We start from the raw sequence: 23,355 nt of genomic DNA, 5'->3' as shown, positions 1-23,355 counted from the left end.
ATCGGTAGCACCGAGTCCGGAAGGGGACCCATGCACACGTTCACGCGCGCCCTCGGCGCCCTCGCCGCCGCGACGCTCGTCGCCGGCGGCGTCACCGTCACCGCAGCGACGCCCGCGCAGGCGCGTCCGGCGGAGGCCGGACTCCTCGACCTGCCGCTGCCGGCGCCGGATCAGCTCCCCCAGCTGTCCGGGGTCCCCATCGTCGGCCAGGTGCTGAGCGTGACCCAGCCGAGCTGGAACCTCCTGCCCGGGCAGCTCCTCAGCACCGACATCACCTGGCTGTGCAACGGCTCGCCGATCCCCGGCACCGAGGGGGTGTGGTCGTTCGTGCCGACCCAGGCCCAGGAGGGCTGCGCGATCACGGCCGAGGTGGTCACCACCGTGGCCGGGTTCCTGCCGCTGGAGATGATCACCAACGCCCTGCAGATCCCGGTCGTGGGCGAGAGCGCCGTGACGCCCGCGGCGGCGCCGACCGTCACGTCGCTGGCCGGCACCCCCAAGGTCGGCACGAAGCTGACGACCAGCGCACCGCAGTGGAACCAGGAGGGTGTGGCCACCAGCTACGCGTGGCTCCGCGACGGGCAGCCGATCGCCGGGCAGACGGCGCAGACCTACACGCTCGTGCCGGCCGACCTCGACCAGGCGATCTCGGTGCGCGCCACCGGCCGCAAGGACGGCCTGACCGACGGCGTGGTCACCAGCAACGCGGTGACGGCCGTGATCGGCGACGCACCCACCCCGACGATGCAGCCGACCATCAGCGGCAGCGGCGCCATCGGGAAGGCGCTGACCGTCAACCCCGGCGTCTGGGGCCTCGGCGAGGTGCCGGCCTACGCCTACCAGTGGCGCCGCGGCGACCAGGCCATCGCGGGCGCCACCGCCGCGACGTACACGCCGACGACCGAGGACGTCGGGCGCGTCCTCTCCGTCACGGTGACGGCGACGCGTCCGGGCTACCGGCCGGGCAGCTTCCGCACCGCCGGCGTGAGCGTCCCCAAGCTCGTGTCGACGCTGACGGCGTCGCTGCCGAGGAAGACGGTCAAGCAGGGCAAGAGGGCCGGCCTGAAGCTGGTCCTCACGGTCCCCGGCATCACCGGAGCCGGCGGCCCCGTCACGATCTACGACGGCGCGAAGGTGCTGAAGCGGGTCAGGATCGCCAACGGCAGGGCGACCGTGCGACTCGGGAAGCTGAAGCCGGGCGTGCATCGGCTCAAGGCGGCGTACGCCGGCTCCGACCTCGCCACCGCGACCACCTCGAAGGTCGTGAAGCTGAAGGTGAAGAAGGCCACGAGGAGGAAGTAGCCCGGACACACGACGACGGCCCGCCCGAGATCTCGGGCGGGCCGTCGTCGTCGTGCTACGACTGCGGCCGCTGCGGCACCTCGACCTGCTCGGTCGGGTCGCTCGGGGCGGCCTCGGCCGGCGGGGGCGGCGGAGGCGGAGGGGCCGCCTGGCCCGGCTCGTCGTCGCCGATGACCGCCGAGCGGCGCTTGGAGACGACCACCGCGACCACGATGCCGAGGAGCGCCACGACCGCGATCACCATGCGGAGCGGGGTGTTGGCGTCCTCGCCGACCGACAGCTTCACGATGGCGGCGACGATCAGCAGCGAGACCAGGTTCATCACCTTGATCAGCGGGTTGATCGCCGGGCCGGCGGTGTCCTTGAACGGGTCGCCGACGGTGTCGCCGATGACCGTGGCCGCGTGGGCGTCCGAGCCCTTGCCGCCGTGGTGGCCGTCCTCGACCAGCTTCTTCGCGTTGTCCCAGGCGCCGCCGGAGTTCGCGAGGAAGACCGCCATCAGCGTGCCGGTCGTGATCGCGCCGGCGAGGAAGCCCGCGAGCGGGCCCACGCCGAGGCCGAAGCCGACCGCGATCGGTGCGAGTACGGCGAGCAGGCCCGGCGTGGCGAGCTCGCGCAGCGAGTCGCGGGTGACGATGTCGACCACACGGCCGTACTCCGGACGGCCGGTGCCCTCCATGATCCCGGGGATCTCGCGGAACTGGCGGCGCACCTCGTAGACCACGGCGCCCGCGGCCCGGCCCACGGCGTTGATCGCGAGACCCGAGAAGAGGAACACGACCGCGGCGCCGAGCAGCGCGCCGACGAGGATGTTCGGGCTCGAGATGTCGAAGCTGAACGACAGTGCCGTCAGCTCGCCCACCTTGCCGACGTCGCCGACCTCCTTGAGCGCGTCGCTGAGGCCGTTGACATAGGAGCCGAACAGCGCGCTCGCGGCGAGCACGGCGGTCGCGATCGCGATGCCCTTGGTGATCGCCTTGGTCGTGTTGCCGACCGCGTCGAGCTCGGTGAGGATCTGGGCGCCCTCGCCGCTGACGTCGCCGGACATCTCGGCGATGCCCTGGGCGTTGTCGGAGACCGGGCCGAAGGTGTCCATCGCGACGATGACGCCCACGGTCGTCAGCAGGCCGCAGCCGGCCAGCGCGACCGCGAACAGCGCGACGCCGACGGTGCCGCCGCCGATGAGGAACGCCCCGAACACCGCGGCGCCGATGACCAGCGTCGTGTAGACGGCCGACTCGAAGCCGACCGCGAGACCGGACAGGATGACGGTCGCCGCGCCGGTGAGCGACGTCTTGCCGACGTCCTTGACCGGGCGGTGGTCGGTGCCGGTGAAGTAGCCGGTGAGGCTGAGGATGATCGAGGCCAGCACGATGCCGATGACCACGGCCACCGCGGCGATGACCCGCGGGTCGCCGTCCGAGGGCACGCTGGCGTTCGCGAGGTCGCCGAAGCTGCCGGGCAGGTAGACGAACGCCAGGATCACGCTCGCGACCGCGCCGATCGCGGCGGAGATGTAGAAGGCCCGGTTGATGGTGACCAGGCCGTTCTCGCCGGCGCGCGGCTTGCACAGGTAGACGCCCACGACGGCGGTCAGCGCGCCGATCGCCGGGATCAGCAGCGGGAAGACCAGGCCCTTGTCGCCGAAGGCCTGCGAGCCGAGGATCAGGGCGGCGACCAGCGTCACGGCGTACGACTCGAACAGGTCGGCCGCCATGCCGGCGCAGTCGCCCACGTTGTCGCCCACGTTGTCGGCGATGGTCGCCGCGTTGCGCGGGTCGTCCTCGGGGATGTTGTTCTCGACCTTGCCGACCAGGTCCGCGCCGACGTCCGCGGCCTTGGTGAAGATGCCGCCGCCGACGCGCATGAACATCGCGAGCAGCGCGGCGCCGAAGCCGAAGCCCTCGAGCACGTCGGGCGCCTTGTCCTGGAACAGGATCACGACGAGGCTGGCGCCGAGGAGGCCGAGGCCGACGGTCAGCATGCCCACGGTGGCGCCGGTGCGGAAGCCGATGTTCATCGCCGGGTCGCGGCCCTCGGCCTGCGCCGCGGCGGCGACCCGGAGGTTCGCCCGCACCGCGAGCGACATGCCGAAGTAGCCGACGGCGGCGGAGAAGCCGGCCCCGACCAGGAAGAACACGGAGCGGAAGATCCGCACCGTCGTGTCGTCGGCGGGCAGGGCCAGCAGCAGGAAGAACGCGACGGCGGCGAAGATCGCCAGCGTGCGGAACTGCCGCTGCAGATAGGCGTTGGCGCCCTCCTGCACCGCTTGGGCGATGTTCTTCATGTTGGCGGTGCCCTCACCGGCGGCAAGAACCTCCTGGCGGAACATCGCCGCCATCGCGAGCGCGCCCAGCGCGATCAGTGCGACGACGATGACCAGGACGAGGTTGCCCCCGGAGACTTCCACGACTGCGGGAGCGATCCCCGTCATGCGCTTCCTCCTGGGAGAGTGGTGCCGATCTCACGGACGGGCCGGAGTCTACGCATGCCCACGCGGACGAGGGGGCCGGGGCTTGTGATCCGGGCCACACGGCCCGGCGCCGTACCGTCCGGGAACGCACGAGGACCCGCCGCCGCACGGCGACGGGTCCTGCGGCTCGGGTCAGTTGCCGGCGAGGGCGGCGTCGGCGGAGTCGTGGATCACGAACACCTTCGCCAGCCCGGTGATCCGGAAGATCTTGAGCAGCCGGTCCTGGTTGCACACCAGCTGCAGCGAGCCGTCGTGGGCGCGCACCTTCTTCAATCCGCCCACGAGCACGCCGAGGCCGGTCGAGTCGAGGAACTCGACCTCCTCCATGTCGATCACGATGTCGTAGACACCGCCCGCGACGAGCTCGGTGATCTTGTCGCGGAGCTTGGGCGCCGTGTAGACGTCGATCTCGCCCCCGACGGCAACGATGGTCTTGCCACCGGCCTCGCGCGTCGTCAGAGCCAGGTCCACGTATGTCTCCCGGTGCCGCTGGTCAGGTCGCCGGAGGCGTCGCGGCGAGGAACCTCGACATCCGGCCTGCACAATGAAACCATGCCCGCCCCGTCCCGTGCACAGAGTCCCGCCCGCCGGGGGCCTCACGCCGCGGATCTGTCGGTGCCGGGAGCCATGCTGAGGGGGTGACGTCCACGCTCGACTCTCCCCTGGGATCACGCCCGTCCGGCGTGTCGGGCGTGGTCGACCGCCTGGCCGGCGTACCCGGTCGCGAGGACCGGCTGCGCCACCTCGAGGTGCTGCCCGCGCGCGAGGCGAGGCACGCCGGCTGGCCCGCCTGGGCGCCCGGGGACGTGGTCGCCGCGTTCACGGACCGCGGGGTCGCCCGGCCGTGGGCGCACCAGGCCGTCGCCGCCGAGGCCGCCCACGAGGGCCGGCACGTCGTGATGGCGACCGGCACCGCGTCCGGCAAGAGCCTCGGCTATCAGCTGCCGGCGCTGTCCGCGATCCGGGCCGGGCGCGGCTCTCGGGGGCAGCGCGGCGCGACCGTGCTCTACCTGGCGCCGACCAAGGCGCTCGCCCAGGACCAGCTCGCGAGCATCACTGCGCTCGGGCTCGACGTCCGCGCCGCCACCCACGACGGCGACAGCCCGCGCGAGCAGCGCGACTGGGCCCGCGACCACGGCGAGTACGTCCTCACCAACCCCGACATGCTGCACCGCTCGCTGCTGCCCGGGCACGGCTGGTGGGCGGCGTTCCTCGGGTCGCTGCGCTACGTCGTGGTCGACGAGTGCCACCACTACCGCGGCGTGTTCGGCGCGCACGTGTCGCACGTGCTGCGGCGGCTGCGACGGATCTGCGCGTCGTACGGCGCGCACCCGACGTTCGTGCTCGCCTCGGCGACGGTGGCCGAGCCGGAGGTGTTCGCGCGGCGGCTGACCGGGCTCGACGTGCTCGCGGTGACCGGCGACGCGTCGCCGCGCGGCGAGGTGTCGCTCGCGCTGTGGGAGCCGCCGCTCACCTCCTTCCTGGGCGAGAACGGCGCGCCGGTGCGCCGGGCCGCCTCGTCGGAGGCCGCCGACCTGCTCGCCGACCTGGTCGTCGAGGACGTCCGCACGCTCGCGTTCGTCCGCTCCCGGCGCGGCGCCGAGCAGGTCGCGATGGCCGCCGCCGAGCTGCTGGCCGACGTCGACCCCTCGCTGCCGGGCCGGGTGGCGTCGTACCGCGGCGGCTACCTGCCCGAGGAGCGGCGCGCGATCGAGGAGGCCCTGCGCGGCGGCGAGCTCACCGGGCTCGCCGCCACCAACGCGCTCGAGCTCGGCATCGACATCAGCGGGCTGGACGCCGTGCTGATGGCCGGCTTCCCGGGCACCCGCGCCGCGCTCTGGCAGCAGCTCGGCCGGGCCGGGCGCGGCGGGCAGGACGCCCTCGGCGTGCTGGTCGCGCGCGACGACCCGCTGGACACCTACCTGATCAGCCACCCCGACGCCCTGCTCGGCGCTCCCGTCGAGGCCACCGTCCTCGACCCGTCGAACCCCTATGTCCTCGGGCCGCACCTCTGCGCCGCCGCGCACGAGATCCCGCTGACCGAGGCGGACCTGCCGCTGTTCGGGCCGACCGCCCGCGAGGTCGTGGCCGCGCTCGCCGAGGGCGGCCTGCTGCGCCGTCGCCCGCGCGGGTGGTTCTGGACCGACCGGCGCCGGGCTAGCGACCTCGCCGACATCCGCTCGACCGGCGGCGCCCCGGTGCAGCTGGTCGAGGCGGAGACCGGCCGGATGGTCGGCACCGTCGACGCCGCCGGCGCGCACTCGACCGCCCACCCCGGCGCGGTCTACGTGCACCGCGGCGAGACCTGGCTGGTCCGCTCGCTCGACCTCGAGGACCACGCCGCGGTGATCGAGCGCGCCGAGCCCGACTACTCCACGACCGCCCGCGAGGTCACCGACATCGCCATCGTGCGCGAGCGGGAGCACGCGGCCTGGGGCGACTGCCGGCTCTCCTTCGGCGAGGTGGACGTGCGCCACCAGGTGGTGTCGTTCCTCAAGCGCCGCCAGCCCGGCGGCGAGGTCCTGGGCGAGGAGCCGCTCGACCTGCCGGAGCGGACGCTGCGCACCGCCGCCGTCTGGTGGACCGTGCCCCAGCCGGCGCTCACCGAGGGCGGGCTCGCCGGCGGCGACCTGCCCGGCGCCGCGCACGCCGCCGAGCACTGCTCGATCGGGCTGCTGCCGCTGTTCGCCACCTGCGACCGCTGGGACATCGGCGGCGTCTCGACCGCGCGGCACCCCGACACCGGCACGCTCACCGTCTTCGTCCACGACGGCCACCCCGGCGGCGCCGGCTTCGCCGAGCGCGGCTTCCACGCGGCCCGGCCGTGGCTCACCGCGACCCGCGACACCATCCGGTCCTGCGAGTGCGCCGACGGGTGCCCCTCCTGCATCCAGTCGCCCAAGTGCGGCAACCAGAACAACCCGCTCGACAAGGCCGGCGCGGCCGCGCTCCTCGACGTGCTGCTCGGGCGGGCATAGCCTCCGAGGCATGGTCGTCCTCGGTCTCGTCCTCATCGGTCTCGGCGCGCTGGCGATCGTCGCCGCCCTCTTCACCGCCGAGGGGACCAACGTCGGGCTGCTCGGCGCCGACATCGGCGCGATGGCGATGTTCTTCGTCGGTCTCGGCGCGGGCCTGGCGATCCTGTGGGGCTTCGGGTTCACCAAGTGGGGCACCAAGCGCACCCTCCGGCAGCGCCGCGAGAGCAGGCAGCTCGGCGAGCTGCACGAGAAGCTCGAGAGGCACCAGTCCGACGAGCGCCGGGATCCCGACCGGGGCGGCAGCTCCTCCTGAGGAGCCTCAGCCCGGACCGGCCCGTGCCTCGGCGGAGAAGTCGGCGTCCTGTCCGAGCCAGCGCGGGCCGGTGACGACCACCCGCACGGTCACGTCGCGACCGGCGACCGCACAGGTCGCCAGGCGGGCGCCGTTCGCCGTCGCGACCGCCGCGCCGGCCGCGCACGGGTCGCTCTCGCCCACGGCACCGGCCGCGGCCAGGGCGGCGAGGTCGGCCGCCGCCTGGGCGGTGCGGTGCGCCCGGACCATCGCCGCGACGACCCCGAGGGCCGCGCCGAGCAGCAGGAGCACGGCCAGGCACGAGACCGCGAACAGCGTGACCGCGCCGCGCTCGTCGCGGCTCACGGCGACTCCTCGGCGACCGCGACCGCCTCGGCCGAGACGGTGGCGCCCGGCAGCCGGCCGAACAGCCCGCCAGGCCCGGACACCCGGCCCGTGACGACGGCGACCACCTGGTCGCCGTCGTCGCGGACGCTGACCCGGCTGCCGGGCGGCGCGACCCGCTCTCCGCGGGCGATCGCCGCCGCGACCCCGTCACCGCGCGCGACCGCCCGGGCCGTCTCGCGGGCGGCGTCGACCGTGCGGACCTGGGCCGCTCCGACCGCGAGCAGCCAGACCAGCCCGATGGTCACCGCCACCAGGAGCGGCAGCACCATCGCGAGCTCGGCGGTGGCGGCGCCGCGCTCGGAGCGGGTCCTCATCCGATGCCCAGCAGCCCGAGCACGTGGTCGAACAGGGTCTTGAGGAGCTGGTCGCCGAAGCCGCCGGTGAGCAGCTTGTAGAGCAGTCCGGCCAGGCCGGCGCCGGCGGCCGTGCCGACGGCGTACTCGGCGGTGGTGATGCCGCGCTGGTCGCGGCGGCGAGGCTTCGAGCTGGTCATCTGGGTCTCCGTTCCCGGCCGCCCGATGCGGCCGTCGGGTCGACCCTCCGCGATCGCGGGGACATCTCGCCCGGCTCGGACGGCGCCTTGTGGAGTCGGCGGTCGGGACCCCTTGCTGTGGACGGCTCACGGGCCGAGGTCGAGGGCCGTGAGCAGGGCGACGACGAGCGGCACGATGCCGATCAGCACGAACGCCGGCAGCAGGCACAGCCCCAGCGGCAGCGCGGCCTTGACGCCGACCGCGCGGGCGCGGTCCTCCGTCGCGGCGCGGCCGGCGACGGCGAGGTCGTCGGCGAGCCGCTCGACGGCGGGTACGACGGGGGCGCCGCTCGCCTGCGCCCGGGCGAGCGCGCGACCCAGCCGGCCGAGCTCGGGGTCGTCGGCCAGCCCGGACCACACCTGCACCGGGTCGAGCCCGAGGGCCAGCCGGGCGGCGACCCCGGACAGCCGGTCGGCGGCGGCCCCGGGCAGCGCGGTCGCCACGACGGCGACCCCGTCGGCGGGCGCGGCACCGGCGCGCAGCGTCGCGGCGAACAGGTCGACGAGGTGCGGGAGGTCGCGGCGTACCTCGGCCCGGCGGCGCCGCACCTCGGCCGGCTCGGCGCGGCCCACCACGATCCAGGTCGCCACGGCGGCACCGACCGCGGCGGCCGGCGCGAGGGCGCCACCGAGGAGCAGGAAGGCGCCGAGTCCGGCGAGCGCGCTCCACAGCAGCCGGTGCCGGTGCAGCCATCCGGTCGTCGACGCCGCGGGAGCAGGCGTTGTCGACGCCGGCAGCCGGGCGCGGGGCGGCATCGCCAGCGCGGCGGCGAGCGCAGCGCAGACGACGGGGAGCCACGGACTCATGCCTCGACCCCGGCCGCGATCGCCTCGATCCACCACAGCCCGGCGAGCCCGAACGCGAGGCCGCCGGCGAGGCAGGCGAGCCCGGCCGGCTGGCCGAGCAGGAAGCCCCACGGGTCGCCTCCCGCACCCGAGCCCATCGCCAGCGCGAGCACCGGCAGCCCGGCGACCAGCCGGGCGGTGGCGCGGGCCGAGGCCAGCTCGCCCTCGACCACCCGGCGGGTGGCGGCCTCGGCGCGCAGCGACTCCGCGACCCGGTCGACCGCGGACGCGAGTCCCTGGCCGGTGCGGTGGGCGACCTGCCAGGCGGCGGCCACGACCCGCAGGTCCGCGGCGCCCTCCAGTCGTCCGGCGAGCGCGCGCAGCGAGGCGGGGACGTCCGCGCCGACCCGGAACGACTCGGCCACCGGGGCGAGCGGCGGCCAGGCGTCGGCCGCCCGGGCCAGCGCCTCGCCCGAGGGTCGCCCGGCCGCGAGCTCGCCGGCGAGCAGCTCGCAGGTCTCGAGCACGTCGGCCGCGACCCGGGCCGCCACACGTCGTCGGCGCCGGCGACGCCACAGCGCGACGCCGCCGAGGGCCGCGGCCCCGACGACGACCGCCAGGGCACCGAACCGGGGCACGACCACCGGGATCAGGAGCACGGGCGCCAGCAGCACGGCGCGCGGCACCCGGGGCGCGGTCAACCGGGTCGGCGGCCGGACGAGCAGCAGGGCGGCGAGCGCGGCGCAGACGACCGCGACCGCGGTCATGTCGCCACCCGGTCGGCCACCCGGTCGGCCAGCACCGGCGCACCGGGGCCGGGCGTGGCGACGCCGTGGTCGTCGACGTCGAGCGCCGGCACCATCGCGACCAGCCCGTCGGGACGGCGCTCGGGGACGGCGACCTGGCGCAGGCGACGGGTGCCGTCGGGTCCGCGCGCGAGGTGCAGCACGACGTGCACGGCCGAGGCGAGCTGGCTGTGCGCGGCCGCGCGGCCGAGGCCGGCGGCGAGCGCGAGCGCCTCGATCCGGGCGGGGACGTCGACGGCGGAGTTGGCGTGCACGGTGCCGCAGCCGCCCTCGTGCCCGGTGTTGAGCGCGGCCAGCAGGTCCACGACCTCGGCGCCGCGGACCTCGCCGACGACGAGCCGGTCGGGCCGCATGCGGAGCGCCTGGCGGACCAGGGTGCGGACCTCGACAGCGCCGGCGCCCTCGAGGTTGGGCGGGCGGCCCTCGAGTGCGACCAGGTGGGGGTGGTCGGGGCGCAGCTCGCTGGCGTCCTCGACCACGACGATCCGCTCGTCGGGAGCCACCCGCGAGAGGAGGGCGGCGAGCAGGGTGGTCTTGCCGGAGCCGGTGCCGCCGCTGACGAGGAACGCGAGCCGGGCCTCGACGATCGCGAGCAGCAGCCGGGCGGTGTCGGGTGTGAGGGTGCCGGCGTCCACGAGCTCCTCGACGGTGAACGTGCGCGACCGCGGCACCCGCAGCGAGACCAGCGTGCCGGGCCGGGCGAGCGGGGCGAGGACCGCGTGGAAGCGGGTGCCGTCGGGCAGCCGGAGGTCGGCGTACGGCGTCGCGTCGTCGAGCCGGCGACCGCCGAGGGCGGCGAGGCGCTGGGCGAGGCGGCGGACGGACTCCTCGCCGGGGAAGCGGACGGTGGTGCGCTCGAGGCCGGCACCGCGGTCGAGGTAGACCTCGTCGGCGCCGTTGACCAGGACGTCGGTGACGTGTGGCGTGCGCAGCAGCGGCTCGAGCGGGCCGGCGCCGACGACGTCGCGGCGCAGCGCCTCGTAGACCTCGAGGACCGCCGCGTCGCCGACCGGGCGGCCGCTCTCGCGCAGCGCCTCGGCGACCCGGTGGGGCGTGAGGTCGCCGGGGCTGCGGGCGAGCCGGTCGCGGACCGCCTCCAGATCCGCCGTCATGCCGCCGCGGTCCGCATCAGCACGAGCTGGTCGAGGATCTCGTCGGCGGCTCGGCCGAGGGTGCCGCGGCGCGAGCGCACCGGGCCGAGGCCGAGGTCGATCGCCTCGGCGAGGCCGCGCTGGTCGCCCATCGTGGCGAGGACGGGTACGCCGGTGGCGCGGGCGACGGAGGTCGGGTCGATGCCCGGCCCACGGACCACGAGGCGCACCGTGGTCGGGTCGAGGTGCCGGGAGCAGACGCGGACCGCCGAGGCGACGCCGGCGACGGTCGGCACCACGACGACCAGGAGCCGGTCGCACCGGGCGGCGATCTCGTCGACGAGCGGGTCGGGGGTGCGGGGCAGGTCGACCACGACCAGGTCGTGGCCGCGCCGGGCAGCGGACAGCACCTCGCGGACCGCGAACGCCTGGAGGCTGCCGGGCCGGGCGGCGTTCCAGCCCAGGGCACCCAGGCCCTCGCGCCGCGGCAGCGCCTCGCGCAGGGCGCGGGCGCTGAGCCGGCCCGTGGTGTCGCAGAGCCCGTCCCAGCGGACGCCGTCCTGCTCCTCCAGCCCGAGCACCCGGTCGACGCCCGGGCCGAGCGGGTCGGCGTCGACCACGACGGCGCGGCCGCGGCGCGCGGCGGCCTGGCCGAGCGCGCAGGCGAGCGTGGTCGCTCCGGCGCCGCCGCTGCCGCCGACGACACCCACCAGCAGGCCCTCCGTGCGCGGCTCGCCCTCGCCGACATCGGTGAGCAACTCGGTCAGCCACCCCTCGGAGCGGGGCAGCCGGGCCACGCTCTCCGCACCGATCTCGAGCGCCACCCGGAACAGCTCGTCGGGGACGGCGCCCCAGGAGACGACGTACACCCGGGGCCGCCGGACGGGCGCGAGCCGCGCGAGGTCGTCGGCCGCGTCGGCGCCCACGAGCACCAGCGGGGCGGCGGACCAGCCGCGCAGCGCGGCGCCGCCGTCGGCGGCGACGTCGGGCGTGACGCCGGCCGCGGCGGCGAGCCGGAGCAGCTCGTCGAGCAGGGATGGGTCGCGGGTGATGAGGAGCGGTGCGGTCATGCGGCGATCGTCCCCGCGGTCGCCGACGAGGGCACCCCGCACGCGAATCCCTTGTGAACAAAGGGGTTCGACACGATGTCTGTGGACGGAATGTGGGCCGTCGGGCCGATCCCACCACCTACGATTGCGGCATGGCGCTCCGCCCGGCCGCGGCCTTCTTCGACCTCGACAAGACGGTCATCGCGAAGTCGAGCACGCTCGCGTTCAGCAAGCCGTTCCAGGCAGGCGGGCTGATCTCGCGGCGGGCGGTGCTGCGCTCGGCGTACGCCCAGTTCGTCTACCTCGTCGGCGGCGCGGACCACGACCAGATGGAGAAGCTGCGGCAGTTCATGTCGCAGCTGTGCGCCGGCTGGGACGTCGCGACGGTCCGCGAGATCGTCGCGGACACCCTCCACAACATCGTCGACCCGCTCGTGTACGACGAGGCCGTCTCGCTCATCGAGGAGCACCACCTCGCCGGGCGGGACGTGGTGATCGTGTCCGCGTCGGGCGCGGAGGTGGTCGAGCCGATCGCCGAGATGCTCGGCGCCGACCACGTCATCGCGACCCGGATGGAGATCGCGGACGGCAGGTACACCGGCGGCATCGAGTACTACGCGTACGCCGAGGAGAAGGCGCGCGCGATCGAGGAGCTCGCCCGGGAGCGCGGCTACGACCTCGCCAGCAGCTACGCCTACAGCGACTCCGTCACCGACGTCTCGATGCTCGAGGCCGTCGGCCACGCGCACGCGGTCAACCCCGACCGGGAGCTGCGCCGCATCGCGGCCGAGCAGGGCTGGCCGGTCCTGGTGTTCACCAAGCCGGTCGCGCTGCGCGCCCGGGTGCCGCTGCCGCCGGCGAAGCCGGCGCTCGCCGCGCTCGCCGTCGGGGGCGTCGTGGCGGTCGGCGGGGTGCTGTGGGCCAACGCCCGCAAGCGGCGGCTGGGGGCCTGAGGACTGACCTGGGCCGAATGTCAACCCTTGAAGGTCGCGGCGAAGAGGCGTAGACAGGACCCAGAACTCCAGAGGGCAGCACGTGAGCCGGGTACCCACGCGGCGATCCACCCTTCCTACAGGGCGCTGACCGGACCGGGACACACCCGGGGCAGCAGTTGATGATGCACGCCTGGTAGCCGACGGTCTCACGTGTCAGCGACGGCACCCGGTCCAACCAACGTGAACGCCGGGTGCCGTTCGCATCTCTACGACTCTCTCCTCAACGGACTCGCCTCCGCGCCGGCCGCGTACGCCTCGGCCGCGTAGAGCAGCCAGCCGTGCACGCCCGCGGAACCGCCGCCGGCGTACCCGCGCAGGTTGGACTCGTACTGCGCCCGCAGCGCCAGGTGCCCCGCCTCGGGGACGACGAGCGACTTCTCGTCGACGCCGCGCGCGACCAGCACCAGCCGCTCGGCGGCGCGGGCGACGACGCCGTCGTGCGAGCCGAACGGCGCGGCCGTCGCGAGCTCGGCGTGTACGACCGCGGCGAGCAGCAGCGCCGGCGCCGACGTCGGAGCGGTCAGCAGGTCGCCGACGCCGCGCAGCCGGCCGGCCGCGGCGGCGTACCGCGGCCGGCCGCGGGCGTCCTCGGGCAGCCGCGCGGCCGCGAGCGCGTGGATGCGGGCGAGCGCCTGGAGCGGCGTCCGCGAGAGGGACGGCGCGAGCGCGAGCAGCTCGGTCGAGACCCGCACCGCGTCGGCCGCCACCTCGTCGGCCTCCCCCGACCGCACCGACGCCAGCGACGACGCGGAGCCCTCCAGCACCGCGCTGGCGTGCGCGCCGCGGAGCAGGCTCTCGGCCGTCGTCTCCGGAGAGGTACGCCGCAGGCCCCGGTCGCGCAGCATCACGTCGATCCCGTCCCGGGCGGCCGCCAGGGCCGACGGCACGCCCTCCAGGGAGGCCAGCCGGGACAACGGGTCAGCGGTCACGAGACACGAGGCTATCGACGGGTACGGTGAGACCGATGACCGATCCCTCCCCCCTCGATCCGGCCCGGTCCTTCGGCTCGGTGGCCGGCGCCTACGACCGCGCCCGCCCCACGTACCCGCGCGAGGCGGCGGCCTGGCTGGTCGGCGAGGAGCCGGTGACCGTGCTCGAGCTCGGCGCCGGCACCGGCAAGCTGACCGAGGTGCTGGTGGCGCTCGGCCACGACGTGCACGCCACCGACCCCGACGACGCGATGCTGGCGCGGCTGCGCGAGCGGCTGCCCGACGTACTCACCTCGGTGGCGTCGGCGGAGCAGATCCCCGCTCCCGACGGGGTCTTCGACGTCGTGGTGGTCGCGCAGGCGTTCCACTGGTTCGACCACGAGCGGGCGCTGCCGGAGATCGCGCGGGTGCTCAAGCCCGGCGGCCGGCTGGCGCTGGTGTGGAACCGGCGCGACGAGCGGATCCCGTGGGTGCGGAGGCTCGGGGCGATCATCGGCAGCCAGGACCAGCTGCGCAGCGAGGAGCCGCTGATCCTCTCCGAGCACTTCGGGCTCGTCGAGGACGAGACCTTCCGGCACTGGCAGGTCGTCGACCGCGACTCGATCCAGGAGCTGGCGCTCTCGCGCTCCAGCGTCGCGGTGCTCGACGACGAGGGCCGGGCGGCCACGCTGGCCGAGGTGCTGGCGTTCTACGACGACTACGGCCGCGGCATGGACGGCATGCAGCTCCCCTACGTCGCCGCCTGCTTCCGCGCGGTCGTGGCCGACCGGCAGGAGACCGAGAGCGAGGCAGAGGCCGACACCGACACCGCGCCGGAGATGTCTGCACCGGTCGCCGACGACGGCGCCGATCCGGACGTGCTGCTGATCGACTTCCGCTAGCGTCCGGGGCGTGCGAGCCGCCGCCATCCTCACCCTCCTCGCTGCCCTGCTCACCGGTTGCGGTGAGAAGGAGGACGAGCGGGAGCGGTCCGACGACGACCGCGCCGCGCAGCAGTGGACCTACGAGGACGTCGGCGCCTGGGGCGACACGTGTGCGTCCGGCACCGAGCAGTCGCCGGTCGACCTCGCGGACGCCACCCGGCAGGACCTGGCCGACCCCGAGCTCGCCTACACCGCCTCGGCCGCAACCGTGGTCGACACCGGCCACTCGGTGCAGACGACGCTCGCGGGCGCCGGCACGATGACCCTCGACGGCAAGGCCTACACCCTGACCCAGTTCCACTTCCACACACCGAGCGAGCACCGGGTCGACGGCAGGGCGTACGCCGCCGAGATGCATCTGGTGCACCAGGCCGAGGACGGCTCGCTCGCCGTGCTCGGCGTACTCGTCGAGGAGGGGCCGGCGCTGCCGGTCGTCGACGATGTGCTCGCCAACGCGCCGGAGGAGGGCGGGGACCCGGTGCCGACCACCGAGCCGGTCGACCCGCGCGCGCTGCTGCCCGACGACCTCCGCGCCTACCGCTACTCCGGCTCGCTCACCACCCCGCCGTGCACCGAGGGCGTCGCCTGGGCCGTGCTCCGCGAGCCGGTGACGTGGTCGCCGGAGCAGATCGAGCAGTACGCCGGGCGCCACCCCGACTCGCGCAGGCCGACGCAGCCGCTGGGCGAACGGGTTCTGCTGCAGGACACCGGCTGACATCCTGTCCGGCATGACCCGGCCCTGGCGACGCCGCCATCTCGGGACGGAGGCGGACCGCGCCACGTTCCGGACGCTGCACAGCGCCTCGCTGGCCTCTCCCGCGCTGCGCGCCGGGCTCAACCGCGACAGCGCCGAGCGCAGCCTGCGCCATCTCCACGACCTCCTCGGTACGCCGGCGCTCGCGCTGACCGACACCGCCGGGTCGCTCGCGTGGCACGGCCCCGGCCAGCACCACGAAGACCAGTGCGGCCGGCTCGCCGTCGCGACCGTCGACCGCGGCAGCACCCGGATGTTCGACCGCGGGGAGCTGCCCTGCGACGTACCCGGCTGCGAGATCCGCACCGCGATCGTCAGCCCCCTCGTCGCCGACGAGCGGGTGGTCGGGACCCTCCAGGCGTTCTCGCCGCACGCGACCGCGGGGCTCGCCCGGGCGGCCGACGAGGTGGCGCAGTGGGTGAGCGGGCAGCTCGAGCTGGCCGAGCTCGACGCCAGCCGCACCCGGCTGATGGAGGCCGAGGTGCGCGCGCTGCGGGCCCAGATCAGCCCGCACTTCATCTACAACTCGCTCGGCGCGATCGCGAGCTTCGTGCGCACCGACCCCGACCGCGCCCGCGAGCTGCTGCTGGAGTTCGCCGACTTCACCCGCTACTCCTTCCGCCGGCACGGCGAGTACACGACGCTCGCGGAGGAGCTGCGCTCGGTCGAGCGGTACCTGTTGCTGGAGCAGGCCAGGTTCGGGGACCGTCTCCAGGTGACGTTGCGGATCGCCCCGGAGGTGCTGCCCGTCGCCGTACCGTTCCTCTGCATCCAGCCGCTGGTCGAGAACGCCGTGCGGCACGGCCTCGAGGGCGCCGAGGGCGGCGGCCACATCACGATCGTCGCGCGCGACCAGGGCCAGGAGTGCGTGATCGAGGTCGAGGACGACGGGGCCGGCGAGGACCCGGAGGTCGTCCGCCGCGCGCTCGCCGGCGACGCCGCGCTCGACTCGACCGGGCTCGGGAACGTCGACGGCCGGCTGCGCAACGCGTTCGGCGACGAGTACGGCCTGGTCGTCGAGACCAACCGGGACGCCGGCACCAAGGTCCTCGTCCGAGTGCCCAAGTTCGCGCCGGGGGTGCACGCGTGAGTCGGCTCCGCGCGCTGGTCGTCGACGACGAGCGGCCGGCGCTGGACGAGATCCGGTTCCTGCTCGAGCGGGACGACCGGATCGGCGAGGTGCTCGTCAGCGACTCCGCCACCGACGGGCTGCGGCTGCTGCAGGAGTCGTCGATCGACGTGGTGTTCCTCGACGTCCAGATGCCCGGCCTCACCGGGCTCGAGCTCGCGCAGGTGCTCAGCCGGTTCCGCACGCCGCCGCAGGTCGTGTTCGTCACCGCCCACGAGCAGCACGCGGTCGAGGCGTTCGACGTGCACGCGGTCGACTACGTCCTCAAGCCGGTGCGCGCCGAGCGGCTGGCCGAGGCGGTACGCCGCGTGGTCGGCGCCGAGCCGCGCGCCGACCAGGACACCCAGGTGGCCGTCGAGCGCGGCGGCGTGACCCGCTTCGTGAACCGGTCCGACATCACCCACGTGGAGGCGCAGGGCGACTATGCGCGGCTGCACACCGCCGGCGACTCGCATCTCGTGCGCACTCCCCTCGCGGTGCTGGAGGAGGACTGGGCCGACGCCGGCTTCGTCCGCATCCACCGCTCGCTGCTGGTCTCGCTGGCGCACGTGCGCGAGGTGCGGATGGACAGCGGCCGCTGCACGGTCGTCGTCGGCAGCCCGCCGGTCGAGCTCGGGGTCAGCCGCCGGCACACCCGCGAGCTGCGCGAGCTCCTCCTCCAGAGCCGGACGCGCTCGTGACCGACACCGGCACCCCGCCGGAGCGGGTCCGCGTCACCGGCCCGCCGCGGCGCCGTACCCCTGCCGCTCGCACCAGCGACATCGACGACGAGACCCGGCTCGGCGGCGTCTACCTCGGGTCGCTGCTGCGCGAGCAGCTGCGGCTGGCGCTCGGCATCCTGCTCGCGCTGGTGCTGCTGGTCGGCACGCTGCCGCTGGCGTTCCACCTGTGGCCGGGCCTGGCCGCGGTCGACCTGCTCGGCGTACCGCTGCCGTGGCTGCTGCTCGGCGTGGTCGTCTACCCGACGCTGCTCGGCCTCGGCTGGGCCTACGTGCGCCGCGCCGAGCGCAACGAGCGCGACTTCGCCGAGCTCGTGGGCGAGGTGGATCGCGGATGAACGCCGCGCCGGGCATCGTCGCGGTCACCCTGGTCACGCTCGCGACGCTGCTGATCGGCACGTGGGGACTGCGCTTCTCCCGTACGACGAGCGACTTCTTCGTCGCGTCGCGGTCGGTGCGGCCACGGCTGAACGCCAGCGCGATCGGCGGCGAGTACCTCTCCGCCGCGTCGTTCCTCGGCGTCGCCGGCTTGGTGCTGACCTTCGGTGCGGACATGCTGTGGTACCCGGTCGGCTGGACCGCGGGCTACCTCGTGCTGCTGGTGCTGGTCGCCGCGCCGCTGCGCCGCTCGGGCGCCTACACGCTGCCCGACTTCGCCGAGGCGCGGCTGGGCACCCGGCCGGTGCGGGCGGTCTGCTCGCTCATGGTGGTGGCGGTGGGGTGGCTCTACCTGCTGCCGCAGTTCCAGGGCGCCGGCATCACGCTGCGCTCGACCGTCGGCGCGCCGACCTGGCTCGGCCCGGTGATCGTCGGCGTGGTGGTGCTCGCCAACGTCACCTCCGGCGGGATGCGCAGCATCACCTTCGTCCAGGCGTTCCAGTACTGGCTCAAGCTGACCGCGCTGCTCGTGCCGGCGATGGTGCTGCTCGCGGTCTGGGCCGGCGACGGCGCGCCCCGGGTCGCCGGCGGCGACGGCTGGTCGGTGCCGCTCGCGTCCGGCGGGTCGGAGGGGCTGTACGTCACCTACTCCCTCATCCTCGCGACCTTCCTCGGCACGATGGGCCTGCCCCATGTGGTGGTGCGCTTCTACACCAACCCGGACGGCCGGGCCGCCCGCCGTACGACGCTCGTCGTGCTCGCCCTGCTCGGCGTCTTCTACCTGCTGCCGCCGACGTACGGCGCGCTCGGGCGGGTCTACGCGCCGGCGCTGGCCGAGCCGGGGAGGTCGGACGCGCTGGTGCTGGAGCTGCCGCGGATCATGGTCGACGGGCCGCTCGGCGAGCTGCTCACGGGGCTGGTGACCGCGGGCGCGTTCGCGGCGTTCCTCTCGACGTCGTCGGGCCTGTCGATCGCCGTGGCCGGTGTGCTCAGCCAGGACGTGTTCGGTCGCACCTGGTCGCGGCTGGGCGGGATCGCGGCGTTCCGGCTGGGCGCGGTGTTCGCGGTGACGGTGCCGTGCGTGGTGGCGCTGGCCGCGCCCAACCTCGGTGTCGCCCGGGCGGTCGGGCTGGCCTTCGCGATGGCCGCGGCGACGTTCTGCCCCCTGCTGCTGCTGGGGATCTGGTGGCGCGGCCTCACCGACGCCGGCGCGATCGCCGGGCTGCTCGCCGGCGGCCTCGGCTCCGGCGTCGCGATCGGCTGGACGCTCACCACGTCGCGCCCGGACGGCTGGGTGGACACGCTGATGAGCCAGCCGGCCGCGTGGACCGTCCCGCTCGCGCTGGCGACGATGGTGGTCGTCTCGCTGCTCACCGCGTCCCGGGTGCCGCCGGGCGCCGGCCGGTTCCTGGTGCGGCTGCACACTCCCGAGACGGTGGAGCTGGACCGGGGCTGACCGCGACGCCGAGTCGGCGGGAACTACTGCCCAGCGTTGGCCGAGTCGGCGCAATCTCAGCTGAGACTGCGCCGACTCGGCGTCCAGCGGACAGTCAGCCCCCGGAACAACCGCTCGTCGTACGAGACCGACCGCTCACCGACAGCCGGGACCCGCTCGGCGCGCAAGCGGCGTCCGGGGCTCACGGAGCGGGAACGGGTGTCCCTACGGTGACCGCGATCACATCCGCTCGAGAGGGGTGCCCTCCGTGACGAACGTCCATGGCCAGCCGCACGACCAAGCGGCACGACACGATCCGATCTACGACACGCTGCACCAGGAGCCCGACTTCCGCGAGCTGCGCCGGCTCTACCGGGCGTTCGTCCTCCCGGCGACCGCGGCCTTCCTCGCCTGGTATCTGCTCTACGTCGTGATGAGCAACTGGGCCCACGGCCTCATGAGCAGGCAGCTCTGGGGCAACGTCAACGTGGCCCTGGTCTTCGGCCTCCTGCAGTTCGCCACGACGTTCCTGCTCGCGTGGGTCTACAGCCGCTACTCGACCGGCCGGCTCGACCCGCTGGCGCGCAAGCTCGACGAGCAGTACGTCGCCGAGCTCGAGGGGAGGCGCTGACATGGACGGCGACCAGGCACTCACCACCTTCCTGTTCCTGCTGGTGGTCGCGATCACCGTCGGCATCACCTTCTGGGCGAGCCGGCAGACCCAGGGCGCGGCGGACTTCTACGCCGGCGGCCGCGGCTTCTCCGGCGTCCAGAACGGGCTCGCGATCGGCGGCGACTACATGTCCGCGGCGTCGTTCCTCGGCATCTCCGGCGCCATCGCGCTGAGTGGGTACGACGGCTTCCTCTACTCGATCGGGTTCCTGGTGGCCTGGCTCGTCGCCCTGCTGCTCGTCGCCGAGATGCTGCGCAACTCCGGCCGCTACACGATGGCCGACCAGCTCGCGTTCCGGATGCGGCAGCGTCCGGTGCGTACGGCGGCGGCGACCTCGACCGTCGTCGTGTCGATCTTCTACCTGCTCGCGCAGATGGTCGGCGCCGGCGCCCTGGTCGCGCTGCTGCTCGGCGTCGACGGCGACACGGCCAAGAACGTCACGATCTTCGCGGTCGGCGCGCTGATGATCTTCTACGTCACCGTCGGCGGCATGAAGGGCACCACCTGGGTGCAGATCGTCAAGGCCGTGCTGCTGATGGCGGGCTCGGCCCTGATCGTGGTGATCGTGCTGGCGAAGTTCGGGTTCAACCTCTCCGACCTGCTCGGCACGGCGGCGTCCAACAGCGGCAAGGGCCAGGCGTTCCTGGAGCCGGGCCTCAAGTACGGCGTGAGCGAGACCAGCAAGATCGACTTCGTCTCCCTCGCGATCGCTCTCGTGCTCGGCACCGCGGGCCTGCCGCACATCCTGATCCGCTTCTACACGGTGCCGACCTCGCGCGACGCGCGGAAGTCGGTGCTGTGGGCGATCGGCCTGATCGGCGTCTTCTACCTGTTCACGCTGGTCCTCGGCTTCGGTGCCGCCGCCCTGCTGAACAAGACCGACTACGCCGCGGTGGCCGCGTCCGGCGGCAACCTGGCCTCGCCACTCCTCGCCCAGGCCGTCGGCGGGGGCGACGGGTCGACCGGCGGGGCGATCCTGCTGGCGCTGATCTCCGCGGTGGCCTTCGCGACCATCCTCGCGGTCGTCGCCGGCCTGACCCTGACCTCGTCGGTCAGCGTCGCGCACGACATCTACAACGGCGTCCTGCGCCGCGGCGAGGCGTCGGAGAGGGACGAGCTCAACGTGGCCCGGTGGGCCGCCCTGGTCATCGGCCTGATCGCCATCCTGCTCGCGATCCCGGCGCAGCGGCTCAACGTCGCGTTCCTGGTGGCCCTGGCCTTCGCGGTGGCGGCGTCGGCCAACCTGCCGGCGATCCTCTACAACATGTTCTGGCGGCGCTTCAACACCCGCGGCGCGCTCTGGAGCATCTACGGCGGCCTGATCTCGTCGGTCGGCCTGGTGGTCTTCTCGCCGATCATGTCCGGCAAGGGGGTGGACCCGGCGACCCGCAAGAACCTGTCGCTGCTGCCGACCGGCATCGACATCTCCTGGTTCCCGCTGGAGAACCCCGGCATCGTCTCGATCCCGCTGGGCTTCCTCCTCGGCTGGCTCGGCACGGTCACCTCCCGTGAGCCCGCGGCCGAGGACCGCCACACCGAGCTCGAGGTCCGCGCCCTCACCGGCGCGGGCGCCGAGCAGGCGGTGCAGCACTGATGGCCGAGCACTGACCCCCATCCCTCTGGTACCCGCCACGTCCTAGGGTGGCGGGTACCACCACTTCTCAGCCCCGCACAGCCCAGGAGAGATCCGTGAGCACTGATTCCGTCGACAGTGGGACGCTGTCCAACCTCCTCAGGGAGGACCGCCGGTTCGAGCCGCCGGCCGAGATCGCCGAGCACGCGAACGTCAGGGCGGAGGCCTACGACCGGGCTCGGTCGGACCGGGAGGCGTTCTGGGCCGAGCAGGCCGAGCGCCTGGACTGGGACACCAGGTGGGACCGGGTGCTGGACTGGGACGACCCGCCGTTCGCCAAGTGGTACGTCGGCGGCCGGCTCAACGCGGCGTACAACTGCGTGGACCGGCACGTCGAGGCCGGCCGCGGCGACAAGGTCGCCCTGCACTGGGTGGGCGAGCCGGTCGAGGACCGGCGCGACCTCACCTACGCCCAGCTCAAGGACCAGGTCTGCCGGGCGGCGAACGCGCTGACCGAGCTGGGCGTGCGGGCCGGCGACCGGGTGGCGATCTACCTGCCGATGATCCCCGAGGCGGTCGTGGCGATGCTGGCCTGCGCGCGGATCGGCGCCCCGCACACGGTGGTCTTCGGCGGGTTCTCCGCCGACGCGCTGGCATCAAGGCTCGAGGACTGCCAGGCCAAGGTGGTGATCACCTCCGACGGCGGCTACCGCCGCGGGTCGGCGTCGGCGCTGAAGCCGGCGGTCGACGAGGCTCGGACCAAAACCGCCAACAACGGGCACGTCGTGGAGAAGGTGCTCGTGGTCCGGCGTACCGGCCAGGACGTGGGCTGGGACGACGCCGTCGACGTGTGGTGGCACGACGCGGTCGACGGCGCGTCGGCCGAGCACACGCCGGAGGCGTTCGACGCCGAGCACCCGCTCTACGTCATGTACACCTCGGGCACCACCGGCAAGCCCAAGGGCATCCTGCACACCACGGGCGGCTACCTGGTCGGGGCGTCGTACACGCACTGGGCGGTCTTCGACCTCAAGCCCGACTCGGACGTCTACTGGTGCTCGGCCGACATCGGCTGGGTCACCGGCCACTCCTACCTGGTCTACGGGCCGCTGGCCAACGGCGTCACGCAGGTGATGTACGAGGGCACGCCCGACAGCCCCGAGCGCGGCCGCTGGTGGCAGATCATCGAGGACTACGGCGTCACGATCTTCTACACCGCACCGACCGCGATCCGCTCGTTCATGAAGCAGGGCCGCGAGATCCCCGACCGCTTCGACATGTCCTCACTGCGGATCCTCGGGTCCGTCGGCGAGCCGATCAACCCCGAGGCCTACGTGTGGTACCGCCACGTGATCGGCGGCGACCGGACCCCGGTGGTCGACACCTGGTGGCAGACCGAGACCGGGATGATCATGATCAGCCCGCTGCCCGGCGTCACCGCCGGCAAGCCCGGCTCGGCGATGACCCCGATCCCCGGCGTCGCGGCCGAGGTCGTCAACGACGGCGGCGAGGCCGTGCCCCACGGCTCGGGCGGCTACCTGGTGCTCACCGAGCCGTGGCCCTCGATGCTGCGCACGATCTGGGGCGACGACCAGCGGTTCAAGGACACCTACTGGTCCCGCTTCCCCGCCACCAGCGACCGGCAGGGCTTCTACTTCGCCGGCGACGGCGCGAAGAAGGACGAGGACGGCGACATCTGGGTGCTCGGCCGGGTCGACGACGTCATGAACGTCTCGGGCCACCGGCTCTCCACCACCGAGATCGAGTCCGCCCTGGTCTCCCACCCCAAGGTCGCCGAGGCCGCGGTCGTCGGCGCCAAGGACGAGGACACCGGCCAGGCGGTCTGCGCGTTCGTGATCCTGCGCGAGGAGGCAGGCGACGGGGGCGGCGACATCCTGCAGGAGCTGCGCCAGCACGTCCGCAAGGAGATCGGCCCGATCGCCACCCCCCGGCAGATCATGATCGTCCCCGAGCTCCCCAAGACCCGCTCCGGCAAGATCATGCGCCGCCTGCTCCGCGACGTCGCCGAGCACCGCGAGGTCGGCGACGTCACCACGCTGGCCGACTCCTCCGTCATGGACCTGATCAGCAAGGGCATCGACTCGGGCAAGGGCGAGGACTGACGCGCTT

The 23,355-nt window shown here is 74.1% G+C and carries 23 protein-coding genes; 13 read left to right on the top strand and 10 right to left on the bottom strand.

From position 1 onward, the window contains the following. Positions 1–30 precede the first annotated feature (30 nt). Entirely contained in the window at positions 31–1,302 is a 1,272-nt protein-coding gene (locus ACYVKX_RS09295) for an Ig-like domain repeat protein (RefSeq protein ID WP_460831137.1), read from the top strand. A 55-nt stretch (positions 1,303–1,357) separates the two neighbouring features. Here the strand turns inward: ACYVKX_RS09295 and ACYVKX_RS09290 are convergent, their stop codons facing one another. Continuing rightward, positions 1,358–3,736, bottom strand: coding sequence for a sodium-translocating pyrophosphatase (locus tag ACYVKX_RS09290; protein WP_460831135.1), 2,379 nt, complete (start codon positions 3,734–3,736; stop codon positions 1,358–1,360). A 171-nt stretch (positions 3,737–3,907) separates the two neighbouring features. Beyond that, positions 3,908–4,246 (bottom strand): anti-sigma factor antagonist, encoded by a 339-nt coding sequence (locus ACYVKX_RS09285; RefSeq protein WP_460831133.1) that lies wholly within the window; start codon positions 4,244–4,246, stop codon positions 3,908–3,910. 167 nt (positions 4,247–4,413) lie between these two features. Between ACYVKX_RS09285 and ACYVKX_RS09280 the strand changes: the two genes are divergently transcribed. Both ACYVKX_RS09280 and ACYVKX_RS09275 read left to right on the top strand, forming a co-directional pair. Then, on the top strand, positions 4,414–6,753 hold the full coding sequence (locus tag ACYVKX_RS09280) for a DEAD/DEAH box helicase (RefSeq protein WP_460831129.1): 2,340 nt from the start codon (positions 4,414–4,416) through the stop codon (positions 6,751–6,753). Between the two features lie 10 nt (positions 6,754–6,763). Beyond that, positions 6,764–7,066 carry a hypothetical protein gene (locus ACYVKX_RS09275; protein ID WP_460831126.1) on the top strand — a complete coding sequence of 101 codons (303 nt, stop codon included), beginning with the start codon at positions 6,764–6,766 and terminating at the stop codon, positions 7,064–7,066. Positions 7,067–7,072: 6 nt separating this feature from the next. Here the strand turns inward: ACYVKX_RS09275 and ACYVKX_RS09270 are convergent, their stop codons facing one another. The 7 genes from ACYVKX_RS09270 to ssd form a co-directional block, all read right to left on the bottom strand. Continuing rightward, positions 7,073–7,411, bottom strand: a complete 339-nt coding sequence (locus ACYVKX_RS09270; protein ID WP_460831122.1) for an Rv3654c family TadE-like protein — start codon at positions 7,409–7,411, stop codon at positions 7,073–7,075. Beyond that, positions 7,408–7,767, bottom strand: coding sequence for a TadE family type IV pilus minor pilin (locus tag ACYVKX_RS09265; protein WP_460831119.1), 360 nt, complete (start codon positions 7,765–7,767; stop codon positions 7,408–7,410). The genes ACYVKX_RS09270 and ACYVKX_RS09265 overlap by 4 nt, the downstream gene beginning before the upstream one ends. Beyond that, positions 7,764–7,946, bottom strand: a complete 183-nt coding sequence (locus ACYVKX_RS09260; protein ID WP_460831115.1) for a DUF4244 domain-containing protein — start codon at positions 7,944–7,946, stop codon at positions 7,764–7,766. The genes ACYVKX_RS09265 and ACYVKX_RS09260 overlap by 4 nt, the downstream gene beginning before the upstream one ends. Positions 7,947–8,072: 126 nt before the next feature. Next, complete coding sequence (locus ACYVKX_RS09255) at positions 8,073–8,792, bottom strand: type II secretion system F family protein (RefSeq protein ID WP_460831113.1); 720 nt, start codon at positions 8,790–8,792, stop codon at positions 8,073–8,075. Continuing rightward, on the bottom strand, positions 8,789–9,538 hold the full coding sequence (locus tag ACYVKX_RS09250) for a type II secretion system F family protein (RefSeq protein ID WP_460831109.1): 750 nt from the start codon (positions 9,536–9,538) through the stop codon (positions 8,789–8,791). Before ACYVKX_RS09250 ends, ACYVKX_RS09255 begins: the two co-directional genes overlap by 4 nt. After that, positions 9,535–10,689 (bottom strand): TadA family conjugal transfer-associated ATPase, encoded by a 1,155-nt coding sequence (locus ACYVKX_RS09245; RefSeq protein ID WP_460831107.1) that lies wholly within the window; start codon positions 10,687–10,689, stop codon positions 9,535–9,537. The genes ACYVKX_RS09250 and ACYVKX_RS09245 overlap by 4 nt, the downstream gene beginning before the upstream one ends. Continuing rightward, a complete protein-coding gene (gene ssd, locus ACYVKX_RS09240) occupies positions 10,686–11,738 on the bottom strand; it encodes a septum site-determining protein Ssd (protein WP_460831105.1) in 1,053 nt (350 codons plus the stop codon). The genes ACYVKX_RS09245 and ssd overlap by 4 nt, the downstream gene beginning before the upstream one ends. 131 nt (positions 11,739–11,869) lie before the next feature. Here ssd and ACYVKX_RS09235 point away from each other — a divergent pair, with 131 nt between their 5' ends. After that, a complete protein-coding gene (locus ACYVKX_RS09235) occupies positions 11,870–12,670 on the top strand; it encodes an HAD family hydrolase (RefSeq protein ID WP_460831102.1) in 801 nt (266 codons plus the stop codon). A 248-nt stretch (positions 12,671–12,918) separates the two neighbouring features. On the opposite strand, the gene ACYVKX_RS09230 is transcribed toward ACYVKX_RS09235, so the two are convergent. Then, entirely contained in the window at positions 12,919–13,641 is a 723-nt protein-coding gene (locus ACYVKX_RS09230) for a Fic family protein (protein WP_460831100.1), read from the bottom strand. Positions 13,642–13,676: 35 nt separating this feature from the next. Here ACYVKX_RS09230 and ACYVKX_RS09225 point away from each other — a divergent pair, with 35 nt between their 5' ends. From ACYVKX_RS09225 to acs, 9 genes are all read left to right on the top strand, one after another. Beyond that, complete coding sequence (locus ACYVKX_RS09225) at positions 13,677–14,522, top strand: class I SAM-dependent methyltransferase (RefSeq protein ID WP_460831097.1); 846 nt, start codon at positions 13,677–13,679, stop codon at positions 14,520–14,522. A 10-nt stretch (positions 14,523–14,532) separates the two neighbouring features. Next, positions 14,533–15,279 carry a carbonic anhydrase gene (locus tag ACYVKX_RS09220; RefSeq protein ID WP_460831093.1) on the top strand — a complete coding sequence of 249 codons (747 nt, stop codon included), beginning with the start codon at positions 14,533–14,535 and terminating at the stop codon, positions 15,277–15,279. 13 nt (positions 15,280–15,292) lie between these two features. After that, on the top strand, positions 15,293–16,408 hold the full coding sequence (locus ACYVKX_RS09215; protein ID WP_460831089.1) for a sensor histidine kinase: 1,116 nt from the start codon (positions 15,293–15,295) through the stop codon (positions 16,406–16,408). Then, the gene (locus ACYVKX_RS09210) at positions 16,405–17,127 is read left to right on the top strand and encodes a LytR/AlgR family response regulator transcription factor (RefSeq protein ID WP_460831087.1); all 723 of its coding nucleotides are present in this window, start codon (positions 16,405–16,407) and stop codon (positions 17,125–17,127) included. The genes ACYVKX_RS09215 and ACYVKX_RS09210 overlap by 4 nt, the downstream gene beginning before the upstream one ends. Further along, the gene (locus tag ACYVKX_RS09205) at positions 17,124–17,504 is read left to right on the top strand and encodes a hypothetical protein (protein WP_460831085.1); all 381 of its coding nucleotides are present in this window, start codon (positions 17,124–17,126) and stop codon (positions 17,502–17,504) included. The genes ACYVKX_RS09210 and ACYVKX_RS09205 overlap by 4 nt, the downstream gene beginning before the upstream one ends. Continuing rightward, positions 17,501–19,000 (top strand): sodium/solute symporter, encoded by a 1,500-nt coding sequence (locus tag ACYVKX_RS09200; RefSeq protein ID WP_460831083.1) that lies wholly within the window; start codon positions 17,501–17,503, stop codon positions 18,998–19,000. The genes ACYVKX_RS09205 and ACYVKX_RS09200 overlap by 4 nt, the downstream gene beginning before the upstream one ends. A gap of 247 nt (positions 19,001–19,247) precedes the next feature. Continuing rightward, entirely contained in the window at positions 19,248–19,610 is a 363-nt protein-coding gene (locus ACYVKX_RS09195; protein ID WP_460831081.1) for a DUF485 domain-containing protein, read from the top strand. A gap of 1 nt (position 19,611) precedes the next feature. Then, positions 19,612–21,246 carry a solute symporter family protein gene (locus tag ACYVKX_RS09190; RefSeq protein WP_460831078.1) on the top strand — a complete coding sequence of 545 codons (1,635 nt, stop codon included), beginning with the start codon at positions 19,612–19,614 and terminating at the stop codon, positions 21,244–21,246. 95 nt (positions 21,247–21,341) lie between these two features. Further along, complete coding sequence (acs, locus tag ACYVKX_RS09185) at positions 21,342–23,348, top strand: acetate--CoA ligase (RefSeq protein WP_460831075.1); 2,007 nt, start codon at positions 21,342–21,344, stop codon at positions 23,346–23,348. Positions 23,349–23,355 lie beyond the last annotated feature (7 nt).

The organism is Nocardioides hungaricus, from assembly GCF_054782915.1.
The sequence above is the reverse complement of the archived record's forward strand: the minus strand, read 5'-3'. Positions and strand labels throughout refer to the sequence as shown.